This is a genomic window from Streptacidiphilus melanogenes (assembly GCF_000787835.1).
Lineage (GTDB): Bacteria > Actinomycetota > Actinomycetes > Streptomycetales > Streptomycetaceae > Streptacidiphilus > Streptacidiphilus melanogenes.
Genome location: NZ_BBPP01000067.1, coordinates 9510 through 23651 on the forward strand (window position 1 = coordinate 9510; position 14142 = coordinate 23651).

3 protein-coding genes are annotated in these 14142 nt (G+C 74.4%); all 3 read right to left on the reverse strand.

The genetic code is table 11. The annotated features are described in order from the left end of the window. Positions 1-1855 (reverse strand): type I polyketide synthase (locus TR49_RS36935; protein WP_439654163.1); only part of this gene is annotated, 1855 nt, incomplete at its 3' end. A 21-nt stretch (positions 1856-1876) separates the two neighbouring features. Then, positions 1877-11386 (reverse strand): type I polyketide synthase, encoded by a 9510-nt coding sequence (locus TR49_RS36940; RefSeq protein ID WP_042390244.1) that lies wholly within the window; start codon positions 11384-11386, stop codon positions 1877-1879. A 120-nt stretch (positions 11387-11506) separates the two neighbouring features. Next, positions 11507-14142, reverse strand: a 2636-nt coding sequence (locus TR49_RS36945) for an SDR family NAD(P)-dependent oxidoreductase (protein WP_152627663.1), incomplete at its 5' end; no start/stop codon positions are given.

A 14142-nucleotide genomic window follows, 5' to 3' on the forward strand; every position in this document is an offset into this window, starting at 1 on the left:
ACGCCGTCTCGTCGATCCGCTCACCCGCGAACACGACATCCTTGAGCGGACGGTCCAGCAGCCCGTCCAACTCCGCGCACACCGCGTCGAACGCCGCCGCGAACACCGGGAACGCCTCGTACAGCTCACGGCCCATCCCGGCCCGCTGACTGCCCTGACCGGTGAAGAGGAACGCCGTGCGCCCCTCGACCACCGAACCCGCAACGACGTTGGTGATCGGCTCCCCCGCCGCGAACGCGCCAAGTCCGCGCAGGAGTTCCTCCCGCTCCCCCGCCACGACCACCGCACGGTGCTCCAGCGCCGCCCGGCCCGTCGCCAACGAGTTTGCGACGTCGAGAAGTTCGGCCTCCTCGGCGACCAGCAGCAGCCGCTCGGCCTGGGCCCGCAGCGCGCCCGTGTCGTGAGCCGAAAGGAGCACCGGCAGGACCGACGGCGCAGCCGACGACTCGGCGACCTCCTCCGTGGAGATCTCGGGAGCCTGCTCCAGGATCGTGTGCGCGTTGGTCCCGCTCACACCGAACGCCGAGACACCCGCGCGGCGCGGCGCGCCGGTCTCCGGCCACGCCGTGGCCTCCGTCAGCAGCTCCACCGCACCCGCCGACCAATCGACGTGCGGCGTCGGCTCGTCCACGTGCAGCGTCCGCGGCAACACACCGTGCCGCATCGCCATGACCATCTTGATCACACCAGCCACACCCGCCGCAGCCTGCGTGTGCCCGAAGTTGGACTTCAACGACCCCAGCCGCAACGGCCGTTCGCGTTCCTGCCCGTACGTCGCGAGCAGCGCCTGGGCCTCGATCGGGTCGCCCAGGGTGGTACCCGTGCCGTGGGCCTCGACGGCGTCCACCTGGTCCGCCGTCAGCCGGGCGTTCTCCAGCGCCTGCCGGATCACCCGCTGCTGCGAGGGCCCGTTCGGCGCGGTCAGGCCGTTGCTCGCACCGTCCTGGTTCACGGCCGAACCGCGCACGACCGCGAGCACCGGGTGCCCGTTGCGGCGCGCGTCCGACAGCCGCTCGACGAGCAGCATGCCGACGCCCTCGGCCCAGCCGGTGCCGTCCGCACCGGCAGCGAAGGCCTTGCACCGGCCGTCGGTGGCCAGGCCGTGCTGGCGGCTGAACTCGACGAACACGTCCGGGGTGGCGAGCACGGTCACGCCGCCCGCGAGCGCCATCGTGCACTCGCCGTTGCGCAGCGCCTGGACCGCCAGGTGCAGTGAGACCAGCGAGGAGGAGCAGGCCGTGTCCACGGTGACCGCGGGGCCCTCAAGGCCGAAGGTGTAGGAGACGCGGCCGGAGACCACGGCGGCCGCGTTGCCGGTGAGCAGGTAGCCCTCGACGCCGTCCGGCATCTGGTCGGTCACGCCGGCGTAGCCCGAGGCGGAGGCGCCGACGAAGACGCCGGTGCTGCTGCCGCGGACCGTCGCCGGGTCGATGCCGGCCCGCTCGAACGCCTCCCAGGAGGTCTCCAGCAGCAGCCGCTGCTGCGGGTCCATCGCCAGCGCCTCACGCGGGCTGATGCCGAAGAACGCCGGGTCGAACTGGGCGGCGTCGGCGAGGAACCCGCCGCCGCGGGCGTAGAAGGTGCCCTGGCGGTCGGGGTCCTCGTCGTACAGGTCGTCCAGTCGCCACCCGCGGTCGGCCGGGAACTCGCCGATCGCGTCGACGCCGTCGGCGACCAGCCGCCAGAGCGCCTCCGGTGATGCCACGCCTCCAGGGAACCGGCAGCTCATCGCGACGATCGCGATCGGCTCCTTGGAGGCCGCGATCAGCTGCTGGTTCTGCCGACGCAGTCGCTCGGTCTCCTTGATGGAGGCCCGAAGTGCTGCGACTGCTTTTTCGTTCGGCGTGGTCATGATGAGCTCCGCACTTCGGACGTGTCAGGAATCGTTGCTGTCGAGAGCGAGGTCGATGAGGCTGTCCAGGTCCAGCGAGTCGATCGAGTCGATCAGGTCCGACTCGTCACCGCCGTCCTCGTTCCCGGCGTGGTCGTCGGGGTCGGCCAGCCGCAGCAGGGTGTCCAGGAGTCCCAGCTCCCGGAACCGGGCGAGCGGGATGCTCGCCAGGGCCTGGCGCAGCGCCGCCTCCTGGGGGTCGACGCCTGCCTCGCGGGCGTGCTCCGGGAAGGCCGCGTCGCGCAGGTGATCGGCCAGGGCGGTGGGCGTCGGGTAGTCGAAGACCGCGCTGGCCGACAGCTTCAGTCCGGTCTCCCGGGTCAGTCGGTTGCGCAGCTCGACCGCCGTCAGCGAGTCGAAGCCGAGCGCCCGGAAGGCCATGCGGGCCTCGACCGCGTGCGCACCGGAGTATCCGAGCACCTGGGCCACCTGACCGCGCACCAACTCCAGCAGCGCGCGGTCGCGGTCGGCGTCGCTCAGCTCGGCGAGCCGCTCTCGCAGCCCGGCCGGGCCACCCGTCGCGGCGGAGGCCGGGTCGGCCTGCTCCGCGGCCTGCTCGGCGGCCAGCAGTTCGCGGACCTCGGGCAGCTCGCCGAGCAGCGGGCGACGGCGGGCGGCGGTGAAGGACGGGACGAAGCGCGTCCAGTCGACGTCCGCGACCACCCCGGTGGGCGCGCCCGCGTCGAGGGCCAGCTGCAGGCCGAGCAGGGCACGGCCAGGGGCCATCAGGTGGAGCCCGAACCGGCTCAGGTGCTGCTCGGCGGCCTCGCCGGCGGCCATGCCGGCCTCGGCCCACGGGCCCCAGGCCACCGAGGTACCGGCCAGGCCGCGGGCCCGGCGGGCCTCGACCAAGGCGTCCAGGAAGGCGTTGGCCGCGGCGTAACCCGCCTGGCCGCCGCTGCCCCAGACCCCGGCGATGGAGGAGAAGGCGACGAAGGCGTCCAACTCGGTGTCGCCGAGCAGGTCGTCCAGGTGTACGGCCCCGGCCACCTTGGCCTCGACGAGGGCGGCCAGGTCGGCGAGCTCGCTGTCGTGCAGAGCGGCGTCGGCGACCACGCCGGCCGCGTGCACGACGGCCGTAAGGGGGCGGTCGGCGGGGATGGCGGCGAGAACGGCGGCGAGCGCCGCACGGTCGGCCACGTCGCAGGCGGCGACGGTGACGGTGACGCCCAACTCGGTCAGCTCGGCCGTCAGTTCGGCCGCCCCGGGGGCATCGACGCCACGGCGGCTGGTGAGCACCAGGTGCTCGGCGCCGCCTCGGGCCAACCAGCGGGCCACCTCGGCGCCTAGGGCGCCGGTGCCGCCGGTGACCACCACCGTGCCGCGCGGCTTCCAGGAGCCGCCGTCGACGCCGCTCCCGCCGCTGACCTGCGAGGCGCGGACCAGGCGGCGGGTGTGCAGACCCGAAGGCCGCACCGCGAGCTGGTCCTCGCCGTCGTCGGCCGCCAGCGCGCCGATCAGCAGGGCCAGGGCGCGCTCGTCCAGTTGCGCGGGGAGATCGATCAGGCCTCCCCAGCGGTCCGGGTGCTCCAGGGACACCACCCGGCCCAGACCCCAGACCTGGGCCTGTCCGGGGTTGGCGACCCGGTCGGTGCCGTCGGTCGCGACCGCGCCACGGGTCAGGCACCACAGCGGCGCGGCCACTTCGGCGTCGCCCAGCGCCTGCACCAGCAGCGCGGTGGCTGCCAGCCCGCCGGACAGGGCGGGGTGCGCCGGGTGCGGATCCTCGTCGAGGGCGAGCAGCGAGACGACGCCGTCCAGCGGGCCGGCCTCGGCGAGCTCGCCGCGCAGCCGCTCGGCCAGCGCGGCGCGCCCGGCCTCGAGCTCGGCGGCGCTGACGGTGAGCCGACGGGTGTCGGCACCGGCACCGGCCAGGGCCGCCAGCGCGGCGGCGGTCGGCTCGGCGGCGGCGTCCACGTCCGGCGTGACGACCAGCCAGGTGCCCGCGAGCGCGGCGGCGGGGGTGAACGCGAGGCGGTTCCAGGTGATCCGGTAGCGCCAGCCGTCCACGGTGGAGCGGGTCCGGCTCTGCCGACGCCAGGTCGACAGCGCGGGCAGCACCGAGCTCAGCGGCTGGTCGCCGTCCAGGCCCAGCGTGGCGGTCAGCGCCTCCAGGTCCTCGCGCTCGACGGTCTCCCAGAAGCGGGCGTCCGTCGCGTCCGGGCCGGTGGCACCGGCGGTCGGCGACGCGGCTGCGGGCGTGGGCCAGTAGCGCTCCCGCTGGAAGGCGTAGGTGGGCAGGTCGACACGCCGGGCGTCGGTGCCCGCGAAGTAAGCCGGCCAGTCCACCGCCTGTCCCCGGGCGTGGACCTGGGCGAGGGCGGTCACCAGCGTCCGTCCCTCCGCGCGGTCGGCGCGCAGGGCGGGGGCGAAGGTGGCGTCGTCGACGGTGACGCAGTCCTGCGCGAGCGCGGTCAGGGTCCCGTCCGGGCCGAGCTCCAGGAAGGTGCGGACACCCTCGCGCTCCAAGGTCGCGACGGCGTCGCGGAAGCGGACGGCTTCGCGGACATGCCGCACCCAGTACTCGGGCGTGGTGAGGTCGGCGGACCGGTCGAGAGTGGAGACGATCGGGATCTGCGGCTCGTGGAACTCCAACCCCTCGACCACCATGCGGAACTCGTCCAGCATCGGGTCCATCAGCGGCGAGTGGAACGCATGGCTGACCGTCAGCCGCTTCGTCTTGCGCCCTTCGGCGGCCAGCTTCTCGGCCAATTCCAGGACGGCCTGCTGAGCACCCGAGATCACCACGGAGGTCGGCCCGTTGACGGCGGCGATCCCCACCTCGTCGGACAGCAGCGGCAGCACCTCGTCCTCGGACGCCTGCACCGCCACCATCGCACCACCCGACGGCAGCGCCTGCATCAGCCTGCCACGCGCCGCCACCAGCTTCGCCGCATCGCCGAGCGACAGCACCCCGGCGACGTGCGCGGCCGCGATCTCGCCAATCGAATGACCCGCGAGGAAGTCCGGTGTCAGCCCCCACGACTCGACCAGGCGGAACAGCGCCACCTCGACCGCGAACAGCGCCGGCTGGGTGTTGCCGGTCCGGTTCAGCGGCTCGCCGCCTTCCGCGATCACATCCCGCAGCGGACGCTCCAGGTACCCGTCGAGCTCCGCGCACACGGCGTCGAGAGCCTCGGCGAACACCGGGTACGTCTCGTACAACTCAGCTCCCATGCCAGCCCGCTGACTGCCCTGGCCGGTGAAGAGGAAGGCGGACCTGCCGCCCGTGGCCGAGCCGGTGACCACGCTCGCACCGGGGGCACCTGAGACCAACCCCTGAAGACCCCCCAGGAACCCCTGATCGTCGTCGGCGACCACGACGGCCCGGTGCTCCAGGGCGGCGCGGCCGGTCGCCAGCGAGTAGGCCAGATCCACCAGCCGGTTCCCCGCCGCGCCGCCGCTGAGGGAGCGCAGCCGCTCCGCCTGCGCGCGCAGCGCCGGCTCCGAGCGGGCCGAAAGGACCAGCGGAAGCGGGGACGGGGCGGACGTCAGCGCGGACGTCTCGACGGGCTCGGCGGCCGGAGCCTGCTCCAGCACCACGTGGGCGTTGGTCCCGCTCACACCGAAGGACGACACCCCGGCCCGGCGCGGACGGCCGGTCTCGGGCCACTCGCGCGCCTCGGCCAGCACCTCCACCGCGCCCGTCGACCAGTCGACGTGCGGGCTGGGGGCGTCGACGTGCAGGCTCTGCGGGAGCACGCCGTGGCGCATCGCCAGCACCATCTTGATGATGCCCGCGACACCGGCCGCGGCCTGGGTGTGCCCGATGTTGGACTTGATCGAACCCAGCCACAGCGGCCGGTCGGCCGGACGCTGCCCGTAGGTGGCCAGCAGCGCCTGCGCCTCGATCGGGTCGCCCAGCGTGGTGCCGGTGCCGTGCGCCTCCACCGCGTCCACCTCGTCCGCCGAGAGCCCGGCGGCGGCCAGCGCCTGCCGGATGACCCGCTGCTGGGCCGGACCGTTGGGAGCCGTCAGACCGTTGCTCGCACCGTCCTGGTTGACGGCCGAGCCGCGCACCACCGCGAGCACCGGGTGGCCGTTTCGCCGGGCATCCGACAGCCGCTCCACGAGCAGCATGCCGACGCCCTCGCCCCAGCCGGTGCCGTCGGCCGCCGCCGCGAACGGCCTGCAGCGGCCGTCGGCGGCCAGGCCGCGCTGTCGGCTGAACTCCACGAACGCGCCCGGCGTGGACATCACGGTCACACCGCCCGCGAGCGCCATCGTGCACTCGCCGTTGCGCAGCGCCTGGATCGCCCAGTGCAGGGCGACCAACGAGGACGAGCAGGCGGTGTCGACGGTGACGGCCGGGCCCTCCAGGCCGAAGGTGTACGAGAGCCGGCCGGAGACCACGCTGGCGGCGGTGCCGGTGCCGAGCTGACCCTCCAGCTCCTCCGCCGCGGTGGCGGCGAGGGCGAGGTAGTCCTGGCCGTTGGTGCCGACGAAGACGCCGGCCTGGCTGCCGCGCAGGGTGGTCGGGTCGATGCCGGCGCGCTCGAAGGCCTCCCAGGAGGTCTCCAACAGCAGGCGCTGCTGCGGGTCCATCGCCAGCGCCTCACGCGGCGAGATCCCGAAGAAGGTCGGGTCGAACTGGGCGGCGTCGTGGAGGAAGCCACCTTCACGGGCATAGCAGGTGCCGCTCTGCTCCGGGTCGTCGCTGTGCAGGGCGTCCAGGTCCCAGCCGCGGTCGGTCGGGAAGCCGGAGACCGCGTCGGTGCCGGAGGCGAGCAGCTGCCACAGCTGCTCCGGGCTGCTGACGTCGCCGGGGAAGCGGCAGGTCATGCTGACGATGGCGATCGGCTCGTCGTCCCCAGCAGCAACCGTGGGCAGGGACGCCTCGACCTCCTGCGTACCGAGCAGTTCGGTGCGCAGGAATCCGGCGAGCGCGGCAGAGGTCGGGTAGTCGAAGACCAGCGTGGTCGGCAGGGTCAGGCCGGTGACAGCGTTCAGCCGGTTGCGCAGCTCGACCGCGGTCAGCGAGTCGAAGCCCAGCTCCTTGAACGCGCGCGCGGCGTCCACCGCGTCCGGCGTCGCGTAGCCGAGCACGGTGGCCACCTCGGTGCGGACCGCGTCGAGCAGGACGCGCTCGCGCTCCCCCGGGGACAGCGCGGCCAGCCGCTGGGCCAGCGGGCCGACCGGCGACCCGACGTCGGCGGTGTCGGCGCCCTCCTTGGCCAGCGCGGCGCGGGCCTCGGGGATCCGGTCGAAGAGCGCGGTGCCGCGCCGACCGGTCGCGCTGCCGCCGAGGAGCAGCTCCCAGTCGATGTCGGCGACGGCCAGGGTGCTGTCCCCGTTCTCCAACGCCTGTCGAAGCGCGGCGATCGCCCGGTCGGGGGCCATCGGCGGGACGCCCTCCCGGCGCAGGCGCTGCTCCAGGGCTCCGTCCGTGGCCATGCCGCCGCTGCTCCACGGACCCCAGGCAATGGACGTGGCGGCCAGGCCGTCGGCCCGGCGCTGCTCGGCCAGGGCGTCCAGGTAGGCGTTGGCGGCGGCGTAGTTGGACTGACCGGCGTTGCCGATGGTGCCGGCGGTGGAGGAGAACAGCACGAACGCCGAGAGGTCCTCGGTGAGTTCGTGCAGGTTGCGGGCTGCGTCCACCTTGGGTCGGGCCACGGCGGCGAAGCGCTCCGCGGTCTGCCCGTCCACGACGCCGTCGTCCAGCACGCCGGCCGTGTGGAACACGGCGGTGACCGGGTGCTCCAGCGACGCGAGGAGCGCGGCGAGCGCGTCACGGTCGGCCACGTCACACGCGGCGACGGTGACGCTCGCACCGGTGGCGGCGAGCTCGTCCCGCAACTCGACCGCACCGGGGGCGTCCGGACCACGACGACTCGTCAGCACCAGGCTCTCGGCGCCGCTGCGCACCAGCCAACGCGACACCTCCGCGCCCAGCGCACCGGTCCCGCCGGTCACCAGCACCGTGCCGGACGGCCGCCACTCGACCGCCACCCCACGCGAGGCCCGCACCAGCCGGCGGGCGAGGACACCCGACGGACGAACAGCGACCTGGTCCTCGTCACCGGCGAGCAGCGTCACGAGGTGGGTGAGCGCGCGCGTGTCCGGGGCCTCGGGGAGATCGACCAGACCACCCCAGCGCTCCGGGTGCTCCAACGCCACCACCCGGCCCAGCCCCCACAGCTGCGCCTGTACGGGGCTGGCCAGCCGGTCGGAGTCACCGGTCGAGACCGCGCCGACCGTCACGCACCACAGCGGCGCGTCGATCCGCGCGTCGCCCAGCGCCTGCACCAGCGCCAGCGTTCCGGCGAGCGCGCACGCCTCGTCCCAGGCCAGCAGGGAGACGACGCCGGAGACCGAGCCGCCGTCGGAGACCGCGGCATGCAGGGCGTCCGTGACGGCAGCCCGCTCCGGGGCGGCCGGCTCGACCAGACGGACGTCGGCGCCGAGGCCGGTCAGCAACCGGACCACGCCCTGGACGTCGGCATGCGCGACCTGCCCGACCGGCACCGCCACCAGCCAGGTCCCCGACAGGACACCGGAAACGGCGTCGGTGACGGGACTCCAACTGACCCGGTAGCGCCAGCCGTCCACGACGGACTGCTCGCGGCTCCGCCGACGCCACGCCGACAGCGCGGGCAGCACCGCGCCCAGCGCCGCGCCGTCCGCGACGGCGAGCGTCTCGGCCAGCTCCGCGACGTCCTCACGCTCCACCGCCGCCCAGAACCGGGCGTCCGGCCGACCGGCCGACGCGTCCGGTACGGCGGCGGAGCCGCCACCCGACTCCAGCCAGAACCAGTCGTGCTGGAAGGCGTAGGTGGGCAGCTCGACCCGGCGGGCGGCGCGGCCGGCGAAGAGCGCCGCCCGGTCCAGCGCGCCGCCACGCACCTGGGCCTGCCCGACGCCGGTCAGCAGTGTCTCGACCTCGGGGCGGCCCGCACGCAGGACCGGCGCGAAAGCGCTGTTCTCCTCGGCGGCGCAGTCCTGTCCCATCGCGGACAACGTGCCGTCCGGGCCCAGCTCCAGGAAGGTGCGGACACCCTCGCGCTCCAGGCTCTCGACGGCGTCGCGGAAGCGCACCGCCTCGCGCACGTGCCGCACCCAGTACTCGGGCGTGGTGAGGTCGGCGAACTGGTCGAGGGTGGAGACGATCGGGATCCGGGGCTCGTCGAAGTCCAACGACTCCGCGACCTTGCGGAACTCGTCCAGCATCGGGTCCATCAACGGCGAGTGGAACGCGTGACTGACCGTCAGCCGCTTCGTCTTGCGTCCTTCGGTGGCAAGCCTCGCGGCCACCTCCAGGACGGCCTGCTCGGCACCGGAGAGCACGACCGAGTTCGGTCCGTTGACGGCGGCGACGCCCACCTCGTCGGACACCAGGGACAGCACCTCGGCCTCGGATGCCCGTACCGCCACCATCGCGCCGCCCGACGGCAGCGCCTGCATCAAGCGGCCGCGCGCCGCGACCAGCTTCGCCGCATCGGCGAGCGACAGCACACCTGCCACGTGGGCAGCGGCGATCTCACCGATCGAGTGACCGGCCAGGAAGTCCGGTCGCATCCCCCACGACTCGACCAGGCGGAACAGCGCCACCTCGACCGCGAACAGCGCCGGTTGGGTGTACCCCGTCTGGTGGACCAACTCGCCCTCGGCGGCGAACACCACGTCCTTCAGCGCACGGTCGAGGTGCCGGTCCAGCTCCGCGCAGACCGCGTCGAACGCCGCCGCGAACACCGGGAACGCCTCGTACAGCTCACGGCCCATTCCGGCGCGCTGACTGCCCTGGCCGGTGAACAGGAAGGCGAGGCCGCCCTCGGTAACGGCACCGCGCACCACGGCCTGAGCCGCGTGCTCCCCGGCCGCCAGCGCCTGCAGACCGCGCCGGAAGTCGTCGAGCTCGGCGCCGACCAGTACCGCGCGGTGCGGCAGGGACGCCCGGGTGGTGGCCAGGGAGTAGCCGAGGTCGAGGGGGGTGGGCGTCTCATCCGTGGCCAGTCGGGCCAGCAGCTGGCCGGCCTGGACGCGCAGCGCGTCGGCGCTGCGCGCGGAGAGCAGCCACGGCACGAGCGCGGTGGCCACCGGCGCCGCAGACGGCGCGGGGGACGAGGCCGACGCACCGTCCGGTTCCTCGGTCGCCGGCTCGTCGCCCTCCCCCGGGATCGGCGCCTGCTCCAGGATCGTGTGCGCGTTGGTGCCGCTGACGCCGAAGGAGGAGACCGCAGCCCGGCGCGGTTCACCGGTCTCCGGCCACCCGCGCGCCTCGGTGAGCAGCTCCACCGCACCGGCCGACCAGTCCACGTGCGGCGTCGGCTCGTCCACGTGCAGGGTCTGCGGCAGCACGCCGTGCCGGATCGCCATGACCATCTTGATCACACCGGCCACACCGGCCGCGGCCTGGGTGTGCCCGATGTTCGACTTGAGCGAGCCCAGCCACAGCGGCCGCTCGGCGGCGCGCTCGCGGCCGTAGGTGGCCAGCAGCGCCTGGGCCTCGATCGGGTCGCCGAGGGTGGTGCCGGTGCCGTGCGCCTCGACCGCGTCCACCTGGTCGGCCGTCAGCCGGGCGTCACCCAGGGCCTGGCGGATGACCTTCTGCTGGGCCGGACCGTTGGGAGCCGTCAGACCGTTGCTCGCGCCGTCCTGGTTGACGGCCGAGCCGCGCACCACCGCGAGCACCGGGTGCCCGTTGCGCCGTGCGTCGGAGAGCCGCTCGACGAGCAGCATCGCGACGCCCTCGGACCAGCCGGTCCCGTCGGCTGCACCGGCGAAGGACTTGCAGCGGCCGTCCGCCGCCAGCCCGCGCTGGCGGCTGAACTCGACGAACACATCCGGCGTGGCCATCACGGTCACGCCGCCGACCAGGGCCTGCGAGCAGTCGCCGCGCCGCAGCGCCTGGCACGCCCAGTGCAGGGCGACCAGCGAGGACGAACAGGCCGTGTCCAGGGTGGCGGCCGGGCCCTCCAGGCCCAGGGTGTAGGCGATGCGACCGGAGAGCACGCTGGTCGCGTTGCCGGTCAGCAGGCGGCCCTCGACGCCTTCCGGCACCTCCGCCAGCTCCGAGCCGTAGCCCTGGTAGCTGCCGCCGACGTACACACCGGTGCGGCTGCCGCGCAGGGTGGCCGGGTCGATGCCCGCCCGCTCGCAGACCTCCCAGGACGCCTCCAGCAGCAGGCGCTGCTGCGGGTCCATCGCGAGCGCCTCACGCGGGCTGATGCCGAAGAACTCCGGGTCGAAGCGGCCCGCGTCGTGCAGGAAGCCGCCGCCGGTCGCGTAGACCGTGCCCGGGTGGTCCGGGTCCGGGTGGTAGAGGCCCTCGTCCCAGCCGCGGTCGGCGGGGAACGGGGTGATGGCGTCCCCGCCGGTGGCCACCAGCTGCCACAGGTCCTCCGGCGAGCGCACCCCGCCGGGCAGGCGGCAGCTCATCGCCACGATCGCGATGGGCTCCTGGTCGGCGTCCTCGACCTCGCGCAGTCGGCGGGTGGTCTTGCGCAGCTCCGCGGTCATCCACTTGAGGTGGTCGAGGAGCTTCTTTTCGTCTGCCATCAGAGGGCCACCTTCCGGGAAGCCGGGACAAGTGCGGTGATCACGCGGGACGCCTCGGTCGGGGTCGGGACCGGGATCCGGACCGGGGTCGGGTGCTGGACGGTCGACAAGAGGCGCACGTCAGTCCCGCCCGAATTCCCGGCTGATGATGTCGAAGAGGTCGTCGGCCGACGCGTTGGCCAACTCGTCGTCCTCGGCGCTGTCTGCTGCATCGTCGGTCGCGTTCCACTTCGACAGGAGGGCCTGGAGACGCGCCGTGACGCGCTCCCGGTCGGCGTGATCGGGGGACAGGGAGGAGAGGCGCTGGTCCAGTGCGTCGAGCTCGGCGAGGACCGGCGCGGCGCCGTCGGCCGTGTCCGGCACGATCTCCGCGCCGAGGTGACCGGCCAGGGCCGTGGGGTTCGGGTAGTCGAAGACCAGGCTGGTCGGCAGCCGCAGGCCGGTGGCTGCCGTGAGGCGGTTGCGCAGCTCGACCGCGGTGAGCGAGTCGAAGCCGAGCTCGTTGAAGGCCCTTGCGGCCTCCACGGCGCCCGCGCCGCCGTAGCCCAGCACCGCGGCGACCTCGGTCCGCACCAGATCGAGCAGGGCACGGTCCCGGTCGGCGACGGGCAGGACCCGCAGCCGCTCCTGGAACGCCTCGGCTTGGTCGGGCACGTCGCCCTCGCCCTGGACCACCGTGCCCGCCAGGGCTTCGCGGGCCTCGGGCACCCCGTCGATCAGCGGACGGGGACGGGCGGCGGCGAAGGCCGGTGCGAACAGCGCCCAGTCCACGTCGGCGACGGTCAGCGCCGTCTCCTGGTGGTCCAGCGCCTGCTGCAGGGCGGTGATCCCCAGCTCGGGAGCCATCACCCGCAGACCACGGCGGCGCAGTTGCTCGGCGGCCTGCGGATCCTCGGCGGCCATGCCGATCTCGCCCCACGGGCCCCACGCCACGGACGTTGCCGCGAGGCCCGCCGCACGGCGACGCTCGGCGAGCGCGTCCAGGAAGGCGTTGCCCGCCGCGTAGCCAGCCTGGCCGCCGCTGCCCCACACACCGGCGATCGAGGAGAAGAGCACGAAGGCGTCCAGCTCGGTGTCGCCGAGCGCGGCGTCCAGGTGGACCGCGCCGGAGACCTTGGCGTCCATCACCCAGGCGAGCTCAGCCAGGTCGCTGTCGGCCAGCGCGGTGTCCTGGGTGAGGCCGGCCGCGTGGACCACCGCGCGCAGCGGCGCCGCGTCGCGGCCGTCCACGAGGAGCCGCTTCACCAGGGCGTCGACCGCCGAGCGGTCCGCGACGTCACACGCCTCCAGGGTGACCCGCGCGCCCAACGCCGCCAGCTCGTCGCGCAGTTCGGCGGCACCGGGCGCATCCGCACCGCGTCGGCCGGTGAGCACCAGGTGCTCGGCACCGCCACGGGCCAGCCAGCGGGCCACCTCGGCGCCCAGGGCGCCGGTGCCACCGGTGACCAGCACCGTGCCGCGCGGCTGCCAGGTGGCCGCCGGGGCCTGCGGGCGGGTGGCGCGCACCAGGCGGCGGACCAGGACGCCCGAGCGGCGAACCGCCAACTGGTCCTCGCCGTCCGCCCCCGCACCGGCCAGGATCGCGGCCAGGCGGGCAGCCGCCCGCTCGTCCACCGCCTCCGGCAGGTCGACCAAGCCGCCCCAGCGGTCCGGGTGCTCCAGGGCCACCACCCGGCCCAGACCCCAGACCTGGGCCCGCGCCGCGCTTGCGGCACTGTCGACCGGGCCGGTCGAGACGGCCCCGCTGGTCACACACCACAGCGGTGCGCCGATCCCGGCGTCGCCGAGGGCTTGGGTCAGTGCCACCGTGGCGGCGAACCCGGCAGGCAACACCGGGTGGTTCGGGTGCGGCTCCTCGTCCAGAGCGAGCAGCGACAGCACGCCGGCCAGGTCGGCCGTCTCGGCCACCACGCCGCGCAGTTCCTCGGCCAGGTGGCCGCGGTCGCAGGCGGAGGCGTCCACCGTGAGGCCGCGAACCGTGGCCCCTCGGTCGGCGAGCGCATGGACGGTGGTCTGTACGCTGCCGTGCCCAGCCGACGCGGCCGGGACCACGACCAGCCAGGTGCCGCGCAGTGCGGTGCTCTCCATGGTGGTGGGCAGCGGCTGCCAGGAGACCCGGTAGCGCCAGCCGTCCACGGTCGACTGCTCGCGCTGCTGGCGACGCCAGGCCGAGAGCACCGGCAGCACGGGGGCCAGGGCGCTCAGCGGCGACTCGGCGTCGCTCGCGTCCACCTCCAAGGTGGCGGCCAGCGCAGCCAGATCCTCGCTCTCCACAGCCTGCCAGAAGCCCGCGTCCGTCGCGTCCGTGCCGGCCGAGGTCGCGCCGGACGGAGCGATGACGGGCAGCCGCTCGGGCCAGTACGACTGGCGCTGGAAGGCGTACGTGGGCAGGTCGACGCGCCGGGCACCGGTGCCGGCGTAGAACGCCGTCCAGTCGACGGTCACCCCGCGCACGTGGGCCTGCGCAAGCGCCGTGGTCAGCGTGCGAACCTCCGGACGCTCCGCCCGCAGGACCGGCGCGAACGCACTGCTGTCCTCGGTGGCGCAGTCCTGGCCGAGCGCGGACAGGGTGCCGTCCGGACCCAGCTCCACGAAGGTACGGACACCCTCGCGCTCCAGGGTCTCGACGGCGTCGCGGAAGCGGACCGCCTCGCGGACGTGACGCACCCAGTACTCGGGCGACGTCAGGTCGGCGTCCTGGTCCAGCGTCGAGACGATCGGGATCCGGGGAGCGTGGAAGGTCACGCTCTCGGCAA